This is a genomic window from Streptomyces sp. NPDC050658, assembly GCF_044457025.1.
Classification (GTDB): domain Bacteria; phylum Actinomycetota; class Actinomycetes; order Streptomycetales; family Streptomycetaceae; genus Streptomyces.
Map to the genome: position 1 here is coordinate 250842 of NZ_JBITGM010000009.1, position 19726 is coordinate 270567.

Annotated in this window: 22 protein-coding genes and 5 tRNA genes; 20 read left to right on the forward strand and 7 right to left on the reverse strand. The window is 70.3% G+C overall.

Going from position 1 to position 19726, the window contains the following annotated elements; translation table 11 throughout:
- Positions 1 to 167: 167 nt before the first annotated feature.
- The 6 genes from ACIBKX_RS29120 (at position 168) to ACIBKX_RS29145 (ending at position 1513) form a co-directional block, all read left to right on the forward strand.
- A complete protein-coding gene (locus ACIBKX_RS29120) occupies positions 168 to 896 on the forward strand; it encodes an HAD family hydrolase (protein ID WP_363273608.1) in 729 nt (242 codons plus the stop codon).
- A gap of 87 nt (positions 897 to 983) precedes the next feature.
- A tRNA-Gln gene (locus tag ACIBKX_RS29125) sits at positions 984 to 1055 on the forward strand.
- A 57-nt stretch (positions 1056 to 1112) separates the two neighbouring features.
- A tRNA-Glu gene (locus ACIBKX_RS29130) sits at positions 1113 to 1185 on the forward strand.
- Positions 1186 to 1247: 62 nt separating this feature from the next.
- Positions 1248 to 1320 (forward strand) — tRNA-Glu (locus ACIBKX_RS29135).
- A gap of 26 nt (positions 1321 to 1346) precedes the next feature.
- A tRNA-Gln gene (locus ACIBKX_RS29140) sits at positions 1347 to 1418 on the forward strand.
- Between the two features lie 22 nt (positions 1419 to 1440).
- Positions 1441 to 1513, forward strand: a tRNA-Glu gene (locus ACIBKX_RS29145).
- Between the two features lie 46 nt (positions 1514 to 1559).
- Here ACIBKX_RS29145 and ACIBKX_RS29150 read toward each other — a convergent pair.
- The gene (locus tag ACIBKX_RS29150; RefSeq protein ID WP_363273606.1) at positions 1560 to 2207 is read right to left on the reverse strand and encodes a MerR family transcriptional regulator; all 648 of its coding nucleotides are present in this window, start codon (positions 2205 to 2207) and stop codon (positions 1560 to 1562) included.
- A gap of 106 nt (positions 2208 to 2313) precedes the next feature.
- Between ACIBKX_RS29150 and ACIBKX_RS29155 the strand changes: the two genes are divergently transcribed.
- Positions 2314 to 2799: a DUF4188 domain-containing protein gene (locus tag ACIBKX_RS29155; protein WP_363273605.1), complete on the forward strand. Its 486-nt coding sequence runs from the start codon at positions 2314 to 2316 to the stop codon at positions 2797 to 2799.
- Positions 2800 to 2896: 97 nt separating this feature from the next.
- Here ACIBKX_RS29155 and ndgR read toward each other — a convergent pair whose 3' ends face one another.
- Entirely contained in the window at positions 2897 to 3613 is a 717-nt protein-coding gene (gene ndgR / locus ACIBKX_RS29160) for an IclR family transcriptional regulator NdgR (RefSeq protein WP_010984119.1), read from the reverse strand.
- 181 nt (positions 3614 to 3794) lie between these two features.
- Here ndgR and leuC point away from each other — a divergent pair, with 181 nt between their 5' ends.
- The 4 genes from leuC to ACIBKX_RS29180 all read left to right on the forward strand — a co-directional run bounded on the left by leuC (position 3795) and on the right by ACIBKX_RS29180 (position 7133).
- The gene (leuC, locus tag ACIBKX_RS29165) at positions 3795 to 5219 is read left to right on the forward strand and encodes a 3-isopropylmalate dehydratase large subunit (RefSeq protein WP_363273604.1); all 1425 of its coding nucleotides are present in this window, start codon (positions 3795 to 3797) and stop codon (positions 5217 to 5219) included.
- Positions 5220 to 5225: 6 nt separating this feature from the next.
- Entirely contained in the window at positions 5226 to 5819 is a 594-nt protein-coding gene (gene leuD, locus ACIBKX_RS29170) for a 3-isopropylmalate dehydratase small subunit (RefSeq protein ID WP_363273602.1), read from the forward strand.
- Between the two features lie 239 nt (positions 5820 to 6058).
- A complete protein-coding gene (locus ACIBKX_RS29175) occupies positions 6059 to 6295 on the forward strand; it encodes a hypothetical protein (RefSeq protein WP_363273600.1) in 237 nt (78 codons plus the stop codon).
- A 172-nt stretch (positions 6296 to 6467) separates the two neighbouring features.
- On the forward strand, positions 6468 to 7133 hold the full coding sequence (locus ACIBKX_RS29180) for an HU family DNA-binding protein (RefSeq protein ID WP_363273599.1): 666 nt from the start codon (positions 6468 to 6470) through the stop codon (positions 7131 to 7133).
- A 96-nt stretch (positions 7134 to 7229) separates the two neighbouring features.
- On the opposite strand, the gene ACIBKX_RS29185 is transcribed toward ACIBKX_RS29180, so the two are convergent.
- Together ACIBKX_RS29185 and cofC are read right to left on the reverse strand one after the other, a co-directional pair.
- Positions 7230 to 7451, reverse strand: coding sequence for a hypothetical protein (locus tag ACIBKX_RS29185; RefSeq protein WP_363273598.1), 222 nt, complete (start codon positions 7449 to 7451; stop codon positions 7230 to 7232).
- Positions 7452 to 7464: 13 nt separating this feature from the next.
- Positions 7465 to 8100 (reverse strand): 2-phospho-L-lactate guanylyltransferase, encoded by a 636-nt coding sequence (gene cofC / locus ACIBKX_RS29190; RefSeq protein ID WP_363273653.1) that lies wholly within the window; start codon positions 8098 to 8100, stop codon positions 7465 to 7467.
- Positions 8101 to 8299: 199 nt separating this feature from the next.
- Between cofC and ACIBKX_RS29195 the strand changes: the two genes are divergently transcribed.
- Genes ACIBKX_RS29195 through ACIBKX_RS29205 form a run of 3 tightly spaced genes read left to right on the forward strand, consistent with a single transcriptional unit; the run spans position 8300 to position 11299 of the window.
- Positions 8300 to 9079 carry a lysophospholipid acyltransferase family protein gene (locus ACIBKX_RS29195; protein WP_363273596.1) on the forward strand — a complete coding sequence of 260 codons (780 nt, stop codon included), beginning with the start codon at positions 8300 to 8302 and terminating at the stop codon, positions 9077 to 9079.
- Entirely contained in the window at positions 9076 to 10086 is a 1011-nt protein-coding gene (locus ACIBKX_RS29200) for an NAD(P)H-dependent glycerol-3-phosphate dehydrogenase (RefSeq protein ID WP_363273594.1), read from the forward strand. The genes ACIBKX_RS29195 and ACIBKX_RS29200 overlap by 4 nt, the downstream gene beginning before the upstream one ends.
- Positions 10087 to 10120: 34 nt before the next feature.
- Positions 10121 to 11299 carry a D-alanine--D-alanine ligase family protein gene (locus ACIBKX_RS29205; RefSeq protein ID WP_363273592.1) on the forward strand — a complete coding sequence of 393 codons (1179 nt, stop codon included), beginning with the start codon at positions 10121 to 10123 and terminating at the stop codon, positions 11297 to 11299.
- A gap of 33 nt (positions 11300 to 11332) precedes the next feature.
- Here ACIBKX_RS29205 and ACIBKX_RS29210 read toward each other — a convergent pair whose 3' ends face one another.
- Entirely contained in the window at positions 11333 to 11815 is a 483-nt protein-coding gene (locus tag ACIBKX_RS29210; RefSeq protein ID WP_363273652.1) for a DUF3515 domain-containing protein, read from the reverse strand.
- A 26-nt stretch (positions 11816 to 11841) separates the two neighbouring features.
- A complete protein-coding gene (locus tag ACIBKX_RS29215) occupies positions 11842 to 12075 on the reverse strand; it encodes an Lrp/AsnC family transcriptional regulator (RefSeq protein ID WP_016642988.1) in 234 nt (77 codons plus the stop codon).
- 209 nt (positions 12076 to 12284) lie between these two features.
- Here ACIBKX_RS29215 and ACIBKX_RS29220 point away from each other — a divergent pair, with 209 nt between their 5' ends.
- Together ACIBKX_RS29220 and thiD are read left to right on the forward strand one after the other, a co-directional pair.
- The gene (locus ACIBKX_RS29220; protein WP_363273590.1) at positions 12285 to 13253 is read left to right on the forward strand and encodes a thiamine-phosphate kinase; all 969 of its coding nucleotides are present in this window, start codon (positions 12285 to 12287) and stop codon (positions 13251 to 13253) included.
- 22 nt (positions 13254 to 13275) lie between these two features.
- Complete coding sequence (thiD, locus tag ACIBKX_RS29225) at positions 13276 to 14076, forward strand: bifunctional hydroxymethylpyrimidine kinase/phosphomethylpyrimidine kinase (RefSeq protein ID WP_363273650.1); 801 nt, start codon at positions 13276 to 13278, stop codon at positions 14074 to 14076.
- Positions 14077 to 14184: 108 nt separating this feature from the next.
- Here the strand turns inward: thiD and rpmB are convergent, their stop codons facing one another.
- Positions 14185 to 14370: a 50S ribosomal protein L28 gene (gene rpmB, locus ACIBKX_RS29230; protein WP_064070327.1), complete on the reverse strand. Its 186-nt coding sequence runs from the start codon at positions 14368 to 14370 to the stop codon at positions 14185 to 14187.
- A gap of 231 nt (positions 14371 to 14601) precedes the next feature.
- Here rpmB and ACIBKX_RS29235 point away from each other — a divergent pair, with 231 nt between their 5' ends.
- From ACIBKX_RS29235 to coaD, 4 genes are all read left to right on the forward strand, one after another.
- Complete coding sequence (locus tag ACIBKX_RS29235; RefSeq protein ID WP_363273588.1) at positions 14602 to 16275, forward strand: DAK2 domain-containing protein; 1674 nt, start codon at positions 14602 to 14604, stop codon at positions 16273 to 16275.
- A 57-nt stretch (positions 16276 to 16332) separates the two neighbouring features.
- Positions 16333 to 18543, forward strand: a complete 2211-nt coding sequence (recG, locus tag ACIBKX_RS29240; protein ID WP_363273586.1) for an ATP-dependent DNA helicase RecG — start codon at positions 16333 to 16335, stop codon at positions 18541 to 18543.
- A 71-nt stretch (positions 18544 to 18614) separates the two neighbouring features.
- On the forward strand, positions 18615 to 19208 hold the full coding sequence (gene rsmD / locus ACIBKX_RS29245; protein WP_363273585.1) for a 16S rRNA (guanine(966)-N(2))-methyltransferase RsmD: 594 nt from the start codon (positions 18615 to 18617) through the stop codon (positions 19206 to 19208).
- Between the two features lie 26 nt (positions 19209 to 19234).
- Positions 19235 to 19714 carry a pantetheine-phosphate adenylyltransferase gene (coaD, locus tag ACIBKX_RS29250; RefSeq protein WP_363273649.1) on the forward strand — a complete coding sequence of 160 codons (480 nt, stop codon included), beginning with the start codon at positions 19235 to 19237 and terminating at the stop codon, positions 19712 to 19714.
- Positions 19715 to 19726: the final 12 nt, after the last annotated feature.

Here is a 19726-nt window from a genome sequence, read left to right on the forward strand (position 1 = left end):
CATTCTTCGGGGGATAACCCCCGAACCCCCAGCCGGGAGCGGTGCCTGCGATTACCGTCGGCATCATGCCGATCAAAGCCGTGGTCTGGGACATCGACACTGCATTCTTCGGGGGATAACCCCCGAACCCCCAGCCGGGAGCGGTGCCTGCGATTACCGTCGGCATCATGCCGATCAAAGCCGTGGTCTGGGACATCGACGACACCATCTTCGACTACGCGCGCGCCGACACCACCGGCATGCACGCGCACCTCGTGGCCGAGGGCATCCTCGATCGCTACGGCTCCGCCGAGCGGGCGCTGGAGCTCTGGCGCGAGGTCACGCAGCGGCACTGGGCGCGGTTCAGCGAGGGGCTGCGGGACTTTCAGGACCAGCGGCGGGACCGGGTGCGTGAGTTCCTCGACGTGCCCGCCCTGGACGACGTGGACGCGGACGCCTGGTTCGACCGTTACGTCGGTCACTACGAATCCGCCTGGGAGCTCTTCCCCGACACCCTCCCCGCCCTGGACGCCCTCGCCGACGACTACCGCCACGCGGTGCTCTCCAACTCCGCGCTGGTCGTCCAGGACCGCAAGCTGCGCGCCCTCGGCGTCCGAGACCGCTTCGAGGCCGTCCTGTGCGCCGCCGACATCGGCCACTCCAAGCCCGCGCCCGAGGCCTTCCAGGCGGTCTGTACGGCCATGAGGCTCGCCCCCGAGGAGATCGCCTACGTAGGGGACCAGCCGGAGATCGATGCGCGGGGCGCCCGCGACGCCGGTCTCCTCGGGATCTGGCTCGACCGCAACAGCGCAGCCCAGGAAGGCCCGTCGGGCATCCACCGCATCACGAGGCTCGGCGAGCTGCCGCCGCTGCTCCGCGCCGATACCCGTTTTGGAGCGCCGTCCACCTTCGGGTAATGTTCTTCCTGCGCCGCCCGAGAAGGCCGAAAGGTCCGGCAGGGAAGCGCAAGTCGAACAAAACCCCCGCAAGGGGTTGAGTCTCGATGGCCTATGGTGTAATTGGCAGCACGACGGTTTCTGGTTCCGTTAGTCTAGGTTCGAGTCCTGGTAGGCCAGCTCGCAGAGCTCATCTGCACTCGCGGTTGTCGTTTCAGTAGACACAGCATCCGCAAAGCCCCCGTTGTGTAGCGGCCTAGCACGCTGCCCTCTCAAGGCAGTAGCGCCGGTTCGAATCCGGTCGGGGGTACAGATCCTTCCCATGGAAGCAGTCCGGGTCGCACCCACTGCTCCCGATGCAGGATCGCTAGGGCCCCCGTTGTGTAGCGGCCTAGCACGCCGCCCTCTCAAGGCGGTAGCGCCGGTTCGAATCCGGTCGGGGGTACGCAAGGTCTAGCTGGTCTAGACCAGTGGGCTATGGTGTAATTGGCAACACGACGGTTTCTGGTTCCGTTGTTCTAGGTTCGAGTCCTGGTAGCCCAGCGCAGTACAGATGGACAAGCTAGCCCCCGTTGTGTAGCGGCCTAGCACGCCGCCCTCTCAAGGCGGTAGCGCCGGTTCGAATCCGGTCGGGGGTACAGGAGAAGGGGTCTTCCCGCAAGGGAGGGCCCCTTCGTCGTTCCCTCAACCCCGCTGCCCGTAGCGGCGGTTGGACTCCTCCGCCTGCGCCATCCTGCGCAGCGCGAGCAGCACCGGCTCGTACAGCACGGTCAGCGCGACCGCCGCCTCCAGTTGCTCGTCGGGGGACTCCGACTGCTCCACCAAGTCCAGGTCCGCCACGGCCAGTTGACCGGCCGAGCGCGCGTAGGGCGCCAAGTCGTCGACTCCGCACGGGTATCCGAGCCGGGTCAGCGTGCCCACCGCCGTCACCAGCATTCCGTACGCCGGAGAATCGGCCCCGTAGGCCTGGGCGCTCTGCCAGCCGATCTGCCGCAGCAGCGCGTCGACGGTGTGCCGCGCCGCCTGTGTCGACGGGTCGTCCTCGGGGGTCGCCGGACCGTGCGGCAGCGCCCATACGGCCGTACCCAGACGGGAGTTGTGGTCCAGGGACTCGTCCTCAAGGGCGGTGAGCACCTCGCGGGCCGAGGCGATCGGCACCCGGCCCACCTGGATGAGCGCCCGCACCAGACGCAGCCGCTGCAGATGCCGCTCGTCGTACTCGGACTGCGTCGCCGTGACGTGCCGGCCCGCGGGCAGCAGTCCCTCGCGCAAGTAGTACTTGATCGTGGCCGTCGAGACCCCGCTGCGCTTGCTCAGCTCCGCCAGTCGCATCGGCTCACGTCTCCTCTTGCGCTCTTGCTTGGTGAGTGGCACTATCCAATCATGGATAGCGGGACTATCCAATGTGGTGCGAAGGCTCTCTGAAGGGGGACCCGTCATGAGTGGCAAGCCGATCGAAGGGCGCATGACCGCCGATGCGCAGGGCGGCGTGACCGTCTTCACCATCGGGATGCGCATCAACAACTTCCGCGCCCTGCGCAGCTGGTGGCCCGTCTTCCTGGCCATGCCGCGGATGCTCAAGGAGCTGGCCGGGGACCGGGGGAGCGGCATGCTCGGCCATCAGCTGCTGCTCGGCGGCCCGCGGCTCTTCTACGTCGTGCAGTACTGGGAGTCGCCGGAGCAGCTCCTCGCCTACGCGTCCGACCAGGACAAGCAGCACCGGCCCGCCTGGGCGGCCTTCAACCGCAGGCTGCGGGAGGGCAAGGGCAAGGTCGGCTTCTGGCACGAGACGTACGTCGTGCCGGCCGGCGGCCATGAGGCGGTATACGTGAACATGCCGGAGTTCGGCCTCGGCAAGGCCGTCGGCGTGGTGCCCGTCGGCCGGCGCGGCGAGCGGGCCGCGGACCGCCTCAAGGCGGCCTGAGGGTCGCTCCGGAGTCATGCAGGAACGCCCGAGGGGCCGCCGCGGCGTTGAGGCGGCCCCTCGGGCGTTCCGTGTGCTGTCCGCGGTGGTGCGGGGATCAGCCCGTGCGGCGCAGCGCCTCGGAGAGGCGTCCTGCCGCGTCGATGACCGCCTGGGCGTGCATCCGGCCCGGATGGCGGGTCAGCCGCTCGATCGGTCCGGAGACCGAGACGGCCGCGACCACGCGGTTCGAGGGGCCGCGCACCGGCGCCGAGACGGACGCGACGCCCGGCTCCCGCTCGCCGATCGACTGGGCCCAGCCCCTGCGGCGTACGCCCGAAAGGGCCGTCGCCGTGAAGCGGGCGCCCTGAAGGCCGCGGTGCAGCCGCTCCGGCTCCTCCCAGGCCATCAGGATCTGGGCGGAGGAGCCCGCCTTCATGGTGAGCGTCGAGCCGACCGGGACCGTGTCCCGCAGGCCCGAGAGGCGCTCGGCGGCCGCCACGCAGATCCGCATGTCGCCCTGGCGGCGATAGAGCTGCGCGCTCTCGCCCGTGACGTCACGCAGATGCGTGAGGACCGGGCCCGCCGTGGCGAGCAGACGGTCCTCGCCGGCCGCCGCCGCGAGTTCCGCGAGCCGCGGGCCGAGAATGAAACGGCCCTGCATGTCCCGCGCCACCATCCGGTGGTGTTCCAGTGCCACGGCGAGGCGATGTGCCGTGGGTCGTGCGAGTCCGGTGGCCGCGACCAACCCCGCGAGGGTGGCCGGACCGGACTCCAGGGCGCTCAAGACGAGAGCCGCCTTGTCGAGAACGCCGACGCCGCTAGAGTTGTCCATGCGTCGATACTCGCGTCTCACTCTGTGAAACGCAAGTTCAATTTTCCATGGAACACGTCACTCTGTACGTGCGGTCCGCGGACCAACGGATACGCGGCCTACGCACGGCACGAGGGGTACGTGCGTGGGCGAACAATTCTCTAGTTGGGCCGGCCCAAGAAGGCCGGTCGGAGGGAAAGCGATGGGTAGGACACTCGCGGAGAAGGTCTGGGACGACCACGTCGTCCGGCGCGCCGAAGGCGAGCCCGACCTCCTCTTCATCGATCTGCACCTGCTGCACGAGGTGACGAGCCCGCAGGCCTTCGACGGCCTCCGTCAGGCCGGCCGTCCCGTGCGGCGGCTCGACCTCACCATCGCGACCGAGGATCACAACACCCCGACCCTCGACATCGACAAGCCCATCGCGGACCCCGTCTCGCGGGCCCAGTTGGAGACGCTGCGCAAGAACTGCGCCGAGTTCGGCGTACGACTGCACTCGCTGGGCGACGTCGAGCAGGGCGTCGTCCACGTGGTGGGACCGCAGCTGGGCCTGACCCAGCCCGGCACCACCGTGGTCTGCGGCGACTCGCACACCTCCACGCACGGCGCCTTCGGCGCCCTGGCGTTCGGCATCGGCACCTCCCAGGTCGAGCACGTCCTGGCCACCCAGACGCTGCCGATGGCCCGCCCGAAGACCATGGCCATCACGGTCGACGGAGAGCTGCCCGAGGGCGTCACCGCCAAGGACCTGATCCTCGCCATCATCGCCAAGATCGGCACCGGCGGCGGCCAGGGCTACGTCCTGGAGTACCGGGGCTCCGCCATCGAGAAACTCTCGATGGAGGCCCGCATGACCATCTGCAACATGTCGATCGAGGCCGGTGCCCGCGCGGGCATGATCGCCCCGGACCAGACCACCTTCGACTACATCGAGGGCCGCGCGCACGCCCCGCAGGGCGCGGACTGGGACGCGGCGGTCGCGTACTGGAAGACCCTGAAGACGGACGAGGACGCGGTCTTCGACGCCGAGGTCTACATCAACGCCGCCGAGCTCTCGCCGTTCGTCACCTGGGGCACCAACCCCGGCCAGGGCGCCCCGCTCTCGGCGCAGGTCCCCGATCCGGCTTCGTACGAAGACGAGTCGGAGCGGTACGCCGCCGAAAAGGCCCTGGAATACATGGGGTTGACCGCCGGCCAGCCGCTGCGTGACATCAAGGTCGACACCGTCTTCGTAGGTTCCTGCACCAACGGCCGCATCGAGGACCTGCGCGCCGCCGCCTCCATCGTCGAGGGGCGCAAAGTCGCCGACGGCGTACGGATGCTGATCGTGCCCGGCTCGGTGCGGGTCGCGCTGCAGGCCATCGACGAGGGCCTGGACAAGGTCTTCACCGCCGCGGGCGCCGAATGGCGGCACGCGGGCTGCTCGATGTGCCTGGGCATGAACCCCGACCAACTGGCCCCCGGCGAGCGCTCCGCGTCGACGTCCAACCGCAACTTCGAGGGCAGGCAGGGCAAGGGCGGCCGCACCCACCTGGTCTCGCCGCAGGTGGCCGCCGCCACCGCGGTGACGGGCCACCTGGCCTCGCCCGCCGACCTGTCCGACGCCCCCGCGACCGCCGGAGTCTGAGAAGCCATGGAAGCATTCACCACGCACACCGGCCGGGCCGTACCGCTGCGCCGCAGCAACGTCGACACCGACCAGATCATCCCCGCCCACTGGCTGAAGAAGGTCACCCGCGACGGCTTCGAGGACGGGCTCTTCGAGGCCTGGCGCAAGGACGGCGAGTTCGTCCTGAACAAGCCCGAACGACAGGGCGCCACCGTCCTGGTCGCCGGCCCCGACTTCGGTACGGGCTCCTCCCGTGAGCACGCGGTGTGGGCGCTGCAGAACTACGGCTTCAAGGCCGTCATCTCCTCGCGCTTCGCCGACATCTTCCGCGGCAACTCGCTGAAGAACGGCCTGCTCACCGTCGTACTCGACCAGAAGGTCGTGGACGCGCTCTGGGCGCTGACCGAGGCCGACCCGCAGGCCGAGATCACCGTTGACCTGCAGGATCGCCAGGTTCGCGCGGAAGGCGTCACCGCCGACTTCGAACTCGACGAGAACGCCCGCTGGCGGCTCCTGAACGGCCTGGACGACATCAGCATCACGCTGCAGAACGAGCCGGACATCGCCGCGTACGAGGCCGGCCGCCCCGCCTACAAGCCGCGGACCGTGCAGGTCTGACACTCCCGCAACACCCTGATGTACCCCCAATCGTGGACGGTTGGGGGTACATCTGTGTCCGGGGTCCGGAAGGTCCCCGATGACCTGAACGGGTGGTCTCAACTCCCTTGACACGCACGGCAGAAGAGGCTTGAAATCCACTTGCACTCGGTCCGACCGGGTACCCTCAGGAGGGCGCTGGATGTGGGTAGTTGCCCCCTGCGGAGGCGACAACTCGCCCCAGATGGCACAATCGGTGCATGGGACGTGACAGCCAACTCGAGCTCTACGGGCTTGTTGCGGACCAGCTGAAGGAAGCGCACTCAAGGGTGCGCGCACTGCAAGTCCCGGAGGGCGTACGGATGGCGCTGACCCGGAAGCTGCTGGTCATTACGGCCGCGGCCAAACACGATCTCGCCGATGCGGCAAGGCGTCTGGAGCGATTGATGGCGTCCCTCGACGAAGCCGAAGAGGGTCGATTCCCCGAAGACACCTGAGTCACAAGGCTCAACGGGCCTTCGAGGGGCCTTCGAGGAACTCATGGACAGTCCAGTTCGTTGCGGCACAAGGGTGATTAGCCCGTTTCGTGTTTGATTTGCGGTATATATCTGCCTAACGTGCGAAAAAGCCTGGCGAATACGCTCGGGCGATGTCTCCGAAGGGGAAGACGTGAACAAGGCGCAGCTCGTAGAAGCGATTGCCGACAAGGTGGGTGGCCGCCAGCAGGCCGCCGACGCCGTGGACGCGGTTCTGGACGCAATCGTCCGTGCCGTGGTCACCGGAGACCGCGTTTCGGTCACCGGCTTCGGCTCGTTCGAGAAGGTCGACCGCCCGGCTCGATACGCCCGCAACCCGCAGACCGGGGCGCGCGTCCGGGTCAAGAAGACCTCGGTTCCGCGCTTCCGTGCGGGTCAGGGCTTCAAGGACCTGGTCAGCGGCTCGAAGAAGCTCCCGAAGGGCGGCGAGGTCGCGGTCAAGAAGGCGCCCAAGGGCAGCCTGACCGGCGGCGCTTCGGCGACCGTCAAGAAGGCCGCGGCCAAGAAGGCCACCGCCAAGAAGGCGACGGCGAAGAAGGCCACCGCCAAGAAGACCACCGCCAAGAAGGCGACGGCGACGGCGAAGAAGGCCACCGCCAAGAAGACCACCGCCAAGAAGGCGACGACGGCCAAGAAGGCCACGGCCAAGAAGACGACGGCGAAGAAGGCCGCGCCGGCGAAGAAGGCCACCGCCAAGAAGACCGCGCCCGCCAAGAAGGCCACGGCCAAGAAGGCGCCCGCGAAGAAGTCGACGGCGCGCAAGACCACCGCCAAGAAGGCGACCGCCCGCAAGAAGTAAGGGCACGAGGGCACTCACGCGCCGGGCCGGGCTCCCCCTGGGGAGACCGGCCCGCGTCGTGTGCGGTGCCTGTTCAGAAGGTCTTGCGGTGCCTGTTCAGAAGGTCTGCAGCGTCACGAGCGTGATCCGCCGCTGCTCGGCGGGGTCCCCGGCCCCCGCTGCCCCCTCGATCTCGATCCGGACCCGCTGGCCGGGCCTGAGCAGCCGCAGGCCGCCCGCGTCGAACGCCGGAGCGTCGAAGGGCACCGGAGTGCCGTCGTCGAGCAGCACGCTGCCGCTGCGGGTATCGGGGTCGTACGTGTACGCGGTCGCCTGCATGAGGGCAGCGTACTCAGTCGGCGATCAGCAGCCGGGCGGCGGCCGACGCGGTGCGCGGTCCGACGCCGAGCGCCAGCGCCGCCCGCAGGTCGTCTCCGGTGTCCACGTCCTGGCGTACGGAGTCGACGCCGGCGAGCGGGAGTTCCGCGGCCCCGGACGCCGCGTGCCGGGCCCGGGAGTCGGTGCCGAAGGCGGGGCGCAATTCCGTTCCGGGCCCCGCGGACAGCAGAGTCGTCCCGATTCCGGCCGCGTCCGGCAGAAAAGCGCGGGGAAATCGGGCCGCGTCGTCGAGGACGCGGGCCAATTCCGGCGGGCGCAGCGCGGGCAGATCGGCATTGAGCGCCGCGACGGCCGATTCGGGGCGGGTGGACCGCACCGCCGCCGCCCCGTGCGCCAGGGCGGCGTTGAGGCCCCCCGCGGGCTCGTCCCGCACGATCCGGGCGCCGAGCGCCGCGAGCTCCCGTCCGGCGCGGCCGTCGTCCGTGACGACCACCACATCCCGTACGGCCGCACAGGCGGTCGCGGCGGCCACGGTGTCCTGGGCGAAGGCGAGGGCGAGCCCCGGCCGCAACAGGTCGCCCGCCGCGTCGGCCAGCCTGCTCTTGGCGCGCACCAGCGGCTTCAGGGGTATGACCAGGGTCCACTGCAAGGGGGCGGCTCCGTCCTTCGCTTCGGGGGTCATTGTGACCTGGTGGGGCGCTCGGCAGGTGGGACAGGGAGGTGCGGCGCGTAGCGCCTCTTTGTAAGGGCGGTGGTGGGAGACGGGTGGGCGTACGGTGTTCTCGACAGACAGGGAGCCTGGGGCGACACTTGTGCGGCCGACCAGGTTCATGGAGGAAGGTGTCCGAGTGTCCCGCCGCAGAATCGGCTTCTGGTACCGCCTGGCGGCGGTCATCGCTAAACCGCCGCTGGTGGTTCTGTTCAAGCGGGACTGGCGTGGAATGGAACACATTCCGGCCGACGGCGGATTCATCACCGCCGTGAATCACAACTCGTATATCGACCCGCTCTCGTACGCGCACTTTCAGTACAACACCGGACGACTGCCGCGATTCCTGGCAAAGGACGGCCTTTTCAAGGACGGCTTCGTCGGGAAGGTCATGAAGGGCACGGGGCAGATCCCGGTCTACCGCGAGACCACGAACGCGCTCGACGCCTTCCGTGCCGCGGTCGACGCGATCGAGCGCGGCGAGTGCGTCGCGTTCTACCCCGAGGGCACCCTCACCAGGGACCCCGAGATGTGGCCCATGACCGCCAAGTCCGGTGCCGCGCGGGTCGCCCTGAAGACCAAGTGCCCGGTCATCCCCGTCGCGCAGTGGGGCGCCAACCTCGCGCTCCCGCCGTACAGCAAGAAGCTCAACCTCTTCCCGCGCAAGAAGCTTCAGGTCCTGGCGGGCGAGCCGGTCGACCTCTCGCGCTTCTACGACAAGGAACCCACCCCCGAGGTCCTGCGGGAGGTGACCGAGACCATCATGGCCGCGGTCACCGAACTCCTGGAGGAGATCCGGGGCGAGAAGGCCCCCGAGACCCCGTACGACCCGCGCACCGCGCGGCTCGCACAACGACGCAAGGCAGCGGGCCGTGACGTCCGCGACGCACCCGAGAGCACCCCGGAGGACAGCAAGTGACGAACCCCGTGAAGGCGGCCGTCTTCGGAACGGGCTCTTGGGGTACGGCCTTCGGCATGGTGCTCGCCGACGCGGGGTGTGACGTCACCCTGTGGGCCCGTCGCGCCGAACTGGCCGACGCCGTCAACTCCTCGCGCAGCAACCCGGACTACCTCCCCGGAGTCGAACTCCCCGAGAACCTCAGGGCGACCACCGACCCCGCCCAGGCCGCGGCCGGCGCCGACTTCACCGTGCTCGCCGTGCCTTCGCAGACCCTGCGCGGCAACCTCGCCGAGTGGGCGCCGCTGCTCGCCCCCGACACCGTGCTCGTCTCCCTCATGAAGGGCGTCGAACTCGGCTCCGCGATGCGGATGAGCGAGGTCATCGAGGACGTCACGAAGGTCCCCTCCGACCGGATCGCCGTCGTCACCGGACCCAACCTGGCCCGTGAGATCGCCGCCAGGCAGCCCGCGGCCGCCGTGGTCGCGTGCACCGACGAATCGATCGCGCAGCGCCTCCAGACCGCCTGCCACACCCCGTACTTCCGCCCGTACACGAACACGGACGTCGTGGGCTGCGAGCTCGGCGGCGCCGTCAAGAACGTCATCGGGCTCGCCGTCGGCATCGCGGACGGCATGGGCCTCGGCGACAACGCCAAGGGCTCGCTCATCACCCGCGGCCTCGCCGAGACCACCCGCCTGGGCCTGGCGATGGGCGCGGACCCGTTGACGTTCTCCGGGCTCGCCGGCCTCGGCGACCTGGTGGCCACCTGCTCGTCGCCGCTCTCGCGCAACCACACCTTCGGCACCAACCTCGGCAAGGGCATGACCCTGGAGGAGACCATCGCGGTCACCAAGCAGACCGCCGAGGGCGTCAAGTCCTGTGAGTCGGTGCTGGATCTGGCCCGTCGGCACGGAGTCGACATGCCGATCACGGAGACCGTCGTGGGCATCGTGCACGAGGGGACGCCGCCGGTCGTCGCCCTCAAGGAGCTGATGTCGCGCAGCGCCAAGCCCGAGCGCCGCTGACTGTTTTTTGCTCAGCGGGTACTCTCAACCCGATATGAGCAGCGAGAACCTCCCCCAGAGCAGCGAGCCCCGCCCCGAGCAGAGCTCTGAGCAGCCGCTCCGCAAGCCGCGTGTGGCCGTCGTCTTCGGCGGCCGCAGTTCGGAGCACGGCATCTCGGTCGTCACGGCGGGCGCCGTACTGCGGGCGATCGACCGCACCAAGTACGACGTCCTGCCGATCGGCATCACGACGGACGGCCGCTGGGCGCTGACCGCCGACGCCCCCGAGCGGATGGCGATCACCGACCGCAAGGTGCCGAACGTCGCCGAGCTCGCCGAGTCGGCCGACGGCGGCGTCGTCCTGCCCCTGGACCCGAGCAACCGCGAGGTCGTCTACAGCGAGCCCGGCTCCGTGCCCAAGGCGCTCGGCGAGGTCGACGTCGTCTTCCCGATGCTGCACGGTCCCTACGGGGAGGACGGCACCCTCCAGGGGCTCCTGGAGCTCTCCGGAGTGCCTTATGTGGGCGCCGGTGTACTCGCCTCGGCCGTGGGCCAGGACAAGGAGTACATGAAGCGGGTCTTCATCTCCTTCGGCCTTCCCGTCGGCCCGTACCTGGTGATCCGGCCGCGCGAGTGGGACCGCGACCAGCAGGCCGCCCGCAAGAGGATCGCGGAGTTCGCCGGTGAGCACGGCTGGCCGCTGTTCATCAAGCCCGCGCGCGGCGGCTCCTCGATGGGCATCACGAAGGTCGACTCCTTCGAGGGCCTCGACGAGGCGATCGAGGAGGCCCGCCGCCACGATCCCAAGATCCTGGTGGAGTCGCTGCTCCGGGGCCGCGAGATCGAGTGCGGCGTCCTGGAGTTCCCGGAAGGACCGCGCGCGAGCGTGCCCGCCGAGATCCCGCCCGTGCAGTCGCACGACTACTACGACTTCGAGGCGAAGTACATCGACTCGACGCCCGGCATCGTGCCCGCCCCGCTGACGCCCGAGCAGACCGCGGAGATCCAGCGGCTCGCGGTCGACGCCTTCGAGGCCACGTCCTGCGAGGGCCTGGTCCGCGCGGACTTCTTCCTCACCGAGGACGGCTTCGTGATCAACGAGATCAATACGATGCCGGGCTTCACGCCCATCTCGATGTACCCGCAGATGTGGGAGGCGAGCGGCGTCAGCTACCCGGAGCTGGTCGACCGCCTCATCCAGGCGGCGCTGCACCGCCCGACGGGGCTGCGCTAGCCCTCAGGGACGCGTCGGCCCCCCTGGAAGGGGTTACGCGATTCCCTTCGGGACCGTCTTCTTGATGGGGGCGGCGAAGTCCGTCAGCGGGCTCACGCCGCCCCCCGCGCGTTCCTCGGGCAGGGTGACCTCCACGTACGCCTTGCGCAGCGTGGAGGTGAAGCGGAACGAGCCGTCGTCGCGCTTCTCGAGCAGCCAGTTGACGCCGTTCACGGTCACGCCGTCCGCCTCGGGGTCGTTCATCTCGGGCGGCCGGGGGACACCGCAGCGCAGTATGATCGCCGGGTCTCCCCACCCGGCGGTCAGCGCCGACTCCGGTTCGGGATCGGCGCGCTGCAGGCCGTCCACCGTCTCCGGAAGCTGTTTGTCCAGGTTCCGGCAGAGTTCGGCGACCTGGGTGTCCGGGGAGGGAACCGCTGCCTTCGCCGCATCGTCTGCTGAGGAGCAGCCTGCTGTCGCGATCAGGAGTGCGAGTGCGGGGCTCGAGACGAGGCAACGGCGCCGGCGACGGGAAATCTTCACCGGCCAAGGGTAGACGGGGGCTACAAGTGCACGACCGGGCAGGTCAGGGTCCGCGTGATGCCGTCCACTTGCTGGACTTTGGCAACCACCATGCGGCCGAGTTCGTCCACCGTGTCCGCCTGCGCGCGCACGATGACATCGTAGGGACCGGTCACGTCCTCGGCCTGGATCACTCCTGGGATCTTGCCGATCAGCTCGGCGACGGTCGACGCCTTGCCGACCTCTGTTTGGATCAGGATGTACGCCTGTACCACGGAACCTCCAGGGCGGCCACGAGGATCATGTGGGGAGAAGGGACGCCACGGTACCGCGTCGCCGCTTCTCGCGGGGAGACCCGGGGGAGCTGTGGCGCGCACATCGCGGTGGACGGACAACCGAAGTTGACGGTCATCTCGACCGTACCTATGACAGTGACGGCTCGCGACCGCAAGCCGAGCAGCGTGAAAGGGCATGGTGAGTCCCGGTGAAGGGAACCGTCGGCGAGTTGGGGGAGTTCGGGCTCATCAGGGAACTCACCTCGCGGCTCACCTCCACCCCGGCCGTCCGGCTCGGCCCGGGCGATGACGCGGCCGTCGTGTCCGCCCCCGACCGCAGGGTCGTGGCGAGCACGGACATCCTCCTGGAAGGGCGGCACTTCCGCCGCGACTGGTCCACCGCGTACGACGTGGGCCGCAAGGCCGCCGCGCAGAACCTCGCCGACATCGCCGCCATGGGCGCCGTGCCGACCGCGCTCCTTCTCGGCCTCGTGGTGCCCGCCGAACTCCCGGCGAGCTGGCCCACCGAGCTGATGGACGGCCTGCGGGACGAGTGCCAGGTCGCCGGTGCGGCCGTGGTGGGCGGCGACGTCGTGCGCGGCGACACCATCACCGTCTCGATCACCGCCCTCGGCGATCTGCGCAACCACGAGCCGGTCACCCGCGCGGGCGCCCAGGCCGGCGATGTCGTCGCCGTCACGGGCTGGTTGGGCTGGTCCGCCGCCGGGCACGCGGTGCTCTCGCGCGGCTTCCGCTCGCCCCGCGCCTTCGTGGAGGCCCACCGCAGGCCCGAGCCGCCGTACCACGCGGGCCCCGCGGCCGCCGGGCTCGGCGCGACCTCCATGACGGACGTGAGCGACGGACTCATCGCGGACCTCGGCCACATCGCCGAGGCCAGCAAGGTACGCATCGACATCCGCTCCCAAGACGTCGACGTGCCCTCGCAGATGAACGACATCGGCCAGGCCGTGGGCGTCGACCCGCTCCAGTGGGTGCTCAACGGCGGCGAGGACCACGCGATCGTGGCGACGTTCCCGCCGGACGTGAAGCTGCCCGCCCGCTGGAAGGTCATCGGCGAGGTGCTCAACCCCTCGGCGCTGCCCCAGGTGACCGTCGACGGCGCGCCCTGGACCAGCAAGGGCTGGGACCACTTCGGAGACAACGGAGACATGGAGTGACCGCGTGACCCGCGTGACCCGCGTGACCGCCGCACCGCCCCGCGTCCTGACCGTCGCCGGGTCCGACTCCGGAGGCGGCGCGGGCATCCAGGCCGACCTGAAGACGATGCTCGCGCTCGGCACCCACGGCATGAGCGTCGTCACGGCCGTCACCGCGCAGAACTCCCTGGGCGTGCAAGGCGCTTGGGAGCTGCCGGTGGCGGCGGTGCGGGCCCAGTACCGCAGCGTCGTCGACGACATCGGCGTACAGGCCGTGAAGACCGGCATGCTCGCGTCGGCCGAACTGGTCGAGACGGTGGCCGAGTTGATCGCGGGCACGGACGCGCCCGCCGTCGTCGACCCGGTCGGCATCTCCAAGCACGGCGACTCGCTGCTCGCCGCGTCCGCGCTCGACTCGGTCCGCACGAAGCTGCTCCCGGCCGCCACGGTCGCGACCCCGAACCTCGACGAAGTCGCCCAGCTCACCGGGATCCACGTCGACACGGAGGACGGGATGCGGCGGGCCGCGGCGGCGGTCCTCGGCCACGGCCCGCGGTGGGCGCTCATCAAGGGCGGCCATCTGCGGGGCGACGCGGTGGACCTGCTCACCGACGGTTCCGAGGAGCACTGGCTGCGCGCGCCGCGCCACGACAACCGGCACACGCACGGCACCGGCTGCACGCTCGCCAGCGCGATCGCCGCGCACCTGGCGAAGGGGCTCGCCGTGCCGGAGGCGGTGGCCGCGGCGAAGGAGTACGTCACCGGGGCGATCGCGGCCGGGTTCGCGCTCGGGGGCGGGATCGGTCCTGTGGATCACGGGTGGCGGTTCCGGGACGACCGCTGAGCCTGTCTGGACGACCGCTGAGTCTGTCTCCGGGCACACGAAAAGAGCCGGTCTCCCGAGGGGGACCGGCTCTTTCAGCAACCAGCTAGGTGGCCGCGCTTACTAGCGTCAGCGCGAGACCTTGCCGGCCTTGATGCACGAGGTGCAGGCGTTGAGCCGCTTCGGCGTCCCGCTGACCACGGCACGAACGCGCTGGATGTTCGGGTTCCAGCGACGGGACGTACGGCGGTGAGAGTGCGAGATGTTGTTGCCGAAGCCCGGCCCCTTGCCGCAGACGTCGCAGTTGGCAGCCACGGGTCACTCCAAAGACTTCAGATGCACTTACGGTTAAACCCGGCATGCCGGGATCAGTGCAATGATCGTGGGTGGCGTTGCCAGGAGGAATGGCCCGATGGGTATCGGGCAACCGGAGCAGCATACAACGACTGCTTCGGTAGAACGAAACTACCATGTCTCGCCCCGGCCCCGCCTCGGGCCCACCCCCGGCCCGCGCTCCGTACGGGTCTACGCTGCGTCCATTCCGGGATGCCCTTAGGAGGCGAGCAGGTGCCGCAGAACGTCGACGCCGTCGCGGTGCGCGCCTGGTGCGGCCTCGCTCTGGACGCCCTGGGACGGGCGCGCGAGGAGATCGACGCGATCAACGTCTACCCGGTCGCGGACGGGGACACCGGAACCAACCTCTACCTGACCGTGGAATCGGCCGCCCGCGCGGTCGACGCGGTCTTCACCGGCCTGGAGCCGGCCCGCCCCTCGCTGGCCGAGGCGATGCGGGCGATGGCGCACGGCGCGCTGATCGGGGCCCGCGGCAACTCGGGGACGATCCTTTCGCAGCTGCTGCGGGGCATGGCCCAGGTGCTCGGCGCGGACGTGGGGGAGACCCGTGACGCCGATCACGCCGACGGACCGGCGCTGGCGCTCGCCCTGGAGCGGGCCGCCGAGTCCGCGTATCAGGCGGTCGCGCACCCCGTCGAGGGCACGGTCCTGACGGTGGCCACGGCCGCCGCGCGGGCGGCCTCCGGTGCCGACGGCGACTGCGGGGCGGTGGCGCGGGCCGCGTACGACGGGGCCTGCCGGGCGCTGGACGCGACGACCGGGCAGCTCGCGGTTCTGGGACGGGCCGGAGTCGTGGACGCCGGCGGGCGAGGGCTCGTGGCGGTGCTCGGGGCGCTGGTGGGGGCGCTGTCCGGCGAGACCGTGCGCCTGAAGACGGCCGGCGGCGTCCACGCGCGCGTGGACGCCGATGCGTGCGGGGACGTCCCGGCCGACGAGGCGGGGCCCGCCTTCGAGGTCATCTACCTCCTGGAGGCGGACGACGCCGCCGTCGCACGGCTGCGGACCCGGCTCGACGGACTCGGCGACTCCCTCGTCGTGGTCGGCGGCGACGGGTTGTGGAACGTGCACGTCCATGTAGACGACGCCGGAGCGGCGGTCGAGGCGGGCGTCGAGGCGGGGCGCCCGCACCGCATCCGGATCACCCACTTCGGGGCGGGCGACGCGCACGTCGGGGCCGCGCTGCCGCCCAGGGAGCGGGAACGGGTCGAGCGGGCGGTCGTCGCCGTCGTACCGGGCGAGGGGCTCGCGGTGCTCTACACCGAGGCCGGGGCGACCACGGTGCTCACGCGTCCGGGGGAGCCGCCCGCCAGCGGGGAGCTCGTCGAGGCGATCCGGCGCGCCCACGCGCGCGAGGTGGTGCTCCTGCCGAACGACGCCGAGCTGCGCCACACCGCGGCCGCCGCGGCGGAGCAGGCCCGCACCGAGGGCGTACGCGTCGCGCTGATCCCCACCCGCTCAGCGGTCCAGGGCATCGCGGCGCTCGCCGTGCACGAGCCGGACCGCCGCTTCGACGAGGACGTCGTGGCGATGACCTCGGCCGCCGGCGCCACCCGGTACGGCGAACTGGCCGTCGCGGAGCGGCAATCGTGGACCATGGCGGGCATCTGCCAGGCCGGGGACGTCCTCGGCCTGATCGACGGCGATGTCGCGGTGATCGGCGACGAGCCGACCCGGACCGCGCGCACCGTCCTCGACCGGATGCTGGCGGCGGGCGGCGAGATGGTCACGCTGGTGCTCGGCGAGAGCGTCCCCGACAGCCTGGCCGAGGAGCTGGAGAAGCATGTGCGGGAGGCCCATCTCGCGGTGGACACGGTGGTGTACCGCGGCGGCCGCCAGTCGGCACTGCTGCTGATCGGCGTGGAGTAGCACTCCCACCGGCGGATTCGGGGGACGTACTCCGGATTGTCAGTGGCGTGGTGTGCAATGGATCTCGTGCCCGCGCTCGAAGAACCCCTGAAGAAAGTGGTCGGCCCGCCCACCGCGAAGGTGATGGCCGAGCACCTCGACCTGCACACCGTCGGCGACCTGCTGCACCACTACCCGCGCAGATACGCCGAGCGGGGCGAGCTCACGCGCCTGGCCGAGCTGCCCCTCGACGAGCACGTCACGGTGGTGGCCCAGGTCGCGACCGCCCGCGTGCTGCGGTTCAACGGCGGCAGCGGCCAGCGCCTGGAGGTGACGATCACCGACGGCAGCGGCCAGCTCCAGCTGGTCTTCTTCGGCCGGGGCATCCACAAGCCGCACAAGGACCTGCTGCCGGGCACGCGCGCGATGTTCGCGGGCAAGGTGTCCCTCTTCAACCGCAAGATGCAGCTCGCCCATCCCGCGTACGAACTGCTGCGGGGGGACGCCGACGAGGCGGTCGACACCGTGGGCTCCTGGGCGGGCGCCCTCATCCCGATCTACCCGGCGACGGCCAAGCTGGAGTCCTGGAAGATCGCCAAGTCGGTCGACGCGGTGCTGCCCAGCGCCCAGGAGGCCCTCGACCCGCTGCCGCCCTCCCTCCGGGACGGCCGGGGGCTCATCCCGCTCCCCGAAGCGCTCCTGAAGATCCACCGCCCGCACTCGAAGGCGGACATCGCCGCCGCCCGCGACCGCCTGAAGTGGGACGAGGCCTTCGTCCTCCAGGTAGCCCTGGCCAGGCGGCGGTACGCCGACGCGCAACTGCCCGCGGTGGCCCGCAGGCCCAAGGACGGCGGCCTGCTCGACGCCTTCGACGTCAAGCTGCCCTTCACGCTCACCGAGGGCCAGGAGAAGGTCTCCAGGGAGATCTTCGACGACCTGGCGACCGAGCACCCGATGCACCGCCTCCTCCAGGGAGAGGTCGGTTCCGGCAAGACGTTGGTCGCCCTGCGCGCCATGCTCGCCGTGGTGGACGCCGGCGGTCAGGCCGCGATGCTCGCGCCCACCGAAGTCCTCGCCCAGCAGCATCACCGCTCCATCGTCGAGATGATGGGCGAGCTCGCCGAGGGCGGCATGCTCGGCGGCTCCGAGCAGGCCACCAAGGTCACGCTGCTCACCGGCTCCATGGGCGCGGCCGCCCGTCGCCAGGCCCTGCTCGACCTGGTCACCGGCGAGGCCGGAATCGTGATCGGCACGCACGCGCTGATCGAGGACAAGGTCCAGTTCCACGATCTCGGCCTGGTCGTCGTCGACGAGCAGCACCGCTTCGGTGTCGAGCAGCGCGACGCCCTGCGCGGCAAGGGCAAGCAGCCGCCGCACCTGCTCGTCATGACGGCCACGCCGATTCCGCGCACGGTCGCGATGACCGTCTTCGGAGACCTGGAGACCTCCGTGCTCAACCAGCTCCCCGCCGGGCGCTCGCCGATCGCCAGCCATGTCGTGCCGGCCGAGGACAAGCCGCACTTCCTGGCACGCGCGTGGGAGCGCGTGCGCGAGGAGGTCGAGAACGGGCATCAGGCGTACGTGGTCTGCCCCCGGATCGGGGACGACATCGACGAACCCGCCGACCCGAAGAAGGGCGCCAAGAAGAAGCCGGCGGAGGACGAGGCGGAGAAGCGGCCGCCGCTCGCCGTCGTCGAGGTCGCCGAGCAGCTAGCCCAGGGCCCCCTCCAGGGACTCAAGGTCGAGATCCTGCACGGCAGGATGCAGCCCGACGACAAGGACGCGGTGATGCGCCGCTTCGCCGCGGGCGAGACGCAGGTGCTGGTGGCGACGACCGTCATCGAGGTCGGCGTGAACGTCCCGAACGCCACGGCGATGGTGATCATGGACGCTGACCGGTTCGGCGTATCGCAGCTGCACCAGCTGCGCGGCCGCGTCGGCCGTGGCTCGGCCCCCGGCCTGTGTCTCCTGGTCACCGACATGCCCGAGGCCAGCCCCGCCCGCGCCCGCCTGGGCGCCGTCGCCTCGACGCTCGACGGCTTCGAGCTCTCCCGCATCGACCTGGAGCAGCGCCGCGAGGGCGACGTACTGGGACAGGCGCAGTCCGGTGTCCGCTCCAGCCTGCGGATGCTCGCCGTCATCGAGGACGAGGAGATCATCGCCGAGGCCCGCGAGGAGGCCGCGTCCGTCGTCTCCAAGGACCCCGACCTGGAGCGGCTGCCCGCGCTGCGCACCGCCCTGGACGCGCTGCTCGACGCCGAGCGCGAGCAGTACCTCGACAAGGGCTGACAGGCGGCGCGGGGAGCGGGACTGAGAGACTGGGACGGCACCATCCCGTACGTACACCGACAAGGACTCAGATGACCCGCGTGATCGCCGGTACGGCCGGCGGACGCCGCCTCGCCGTCCCGCCAGGAAACGGCACCCGGCCCACGTCGGACCGCGCCCGCGAGGGCCTGTTCTCCACCTGGCAGGCCTTCCAGGGCACCCTCGACGGAGCGCGCGTCCTCGACCTGTACGCCGGGTCCGGCGCCGTCGGCCTGGAGGCGCTCTCCCGCGGCGCCGCGCACACCCTGCTGGTCGAGGCGGACGCCCGCGCGGTGCGCACCATCAGGGAGAACGTGAAGGCGCTCGGCCTGCCCGGCGCCGAGGTGCGGGCGGGCAAAGCGGCCCAGATCGTCCAGGGGGGCACGCCAAGTGCCCCGTACGACCTGGTGTTTCTCGACCCCCCGTACGCGGTCACCGATGACGATCTTCGCGAGATCCTGCTCACACTCCGCGCGGAAAGCTGGCTCACGGACGATGCGCTCGTCACCGTTGAACGCAGTACCAGAGGCGGAGAATTCGGCTGGCCCGACGGTTTCGAGGCACTGAGGTCCCGTCGCTACGGCGAAGGCACGTTTTGGTACGGTCGCGCCGCCTCTACGTGCGACGACTCAGTGATCGCGCCATGACCGGACCGGAGAGCGAGGGACTTCAGTTGCGCCGCGCCGTCTGTCCGGGGTCATTCGACCCCATCACCAATGGACACCTCGACATCATCGCCCGCGCCTCCAAGCTGTACGACGTGGTGCACGTCGCGGTGATGATCAACCAGTCGAAGAAGGGCCTCTTCTCCGTCGAGGAGCGGATCGAGATGATCCGCGAGGTCACCGCCGACTTCGGGAACGTCGAGGTGGAGTCCTTCCACGGCCTCCTCGTCGACTTCTGCAAGCAGCGCGACATCCCGGCCATCGTCAAGGGCCTGCGCGCGGTCAGCGACTTCGACTACGAACTGCAGATGGCCCAGATGAACAACGGCCTCTCGGGCGTCGAGACGCTCTTCGTGCCCACGAACCCCACCTACAGCTTCCTCTCCTCCTCGCTCGTGAAGGAGGTCGCGGCATGGGGCGGCGACGTCGCGCACCTCGTGCCCCCGCTGGTGTTCGAGGAGCTCAACAAGCGCCTCGCCAGAGGCTGATCAGGGGCTAAA

Coding starts and splice junctions, on each gene's coding strand:
- ACIBKX_RS29120 (WP_363273608.1), top strand. CDS start 168: ATGCCGATCAAAGCCGTGGTCTGGGACATCGACGACACCATCTTCGAC.
- ACIBKX_RS29150 (WP_363273606.1), bottom strand. CDS start 2,207: ATGCGACTGGCGGAGCTGAGCAAGCGCAGCGGGGTCTCGACGGCCACG.
- ACIBKX_RS29155 (WP_363273605.1), top strand. CDS start 2,314: ATGAGTGGCAAGCCGATCGAAGGGCGCATGACCGCCGATGCGCAGGGC.
- ndgR (WP_010984119.1), bottom strand. CDS start 3,613: ATGGACAACTCTAGCGGCGTCGGCGTTCTCGACAAGGCGGCTCTCGTC.
- leuC (WP_363273604.1), top strand. CDS start 3,795: ATGGGTAGGACACTCGCGGAGAAGGTCTGGGACGACCACGTCGTCCGG.
- leuD (WP_363273602.1), top strand. CDS start 5,226: ATGGAAGCATTCACCACGCACACCGGCCGGGCCGTACCGCTGCGCCGC.
- ACIBKX_RS29175 (WP_363273600.1), top strand. CDS start 6,059: ATGGGACGTGACAGCCAACTCGAGCTCTACGGGCTTGTTGCGGACCAG.
- ACIBKX_RS29185 (WP_363273598.1), bottom strand. CDS start 7,451: ATGCAGGCGACCGCGTACACGTACGACCCCGATACCCGCAGCGGCAGC.
- ACIBKX_RS29205 (WP_363273592.1), top strand. CDS start 10,121: ATGAGCAGCGAGAACCTCCCCCAGAGCAGCGAGCCCCGCCCCGAGCAG.
- ACIBKX_RS29235 (WP_363273588.1), top strand. CDS start 14,602: ATGCCCTTAGGAGGCGAGCAGGTGCCGCAGAACGTCGACGCCGTCGCG.
- recG (WP_363273586.1), top strand. CDS start 16,333: ATGGATCTCGTGCCCGCGCTCGAAGAACCCCTGAAGAAAGTGGTCGGC.
- rsmD (WP_363273585.1), top strand. CDS start 18,615: ATGACCCGCGTGATCGCCGGTACGGCCGGCGGACGCCGCCTCGCCGTC.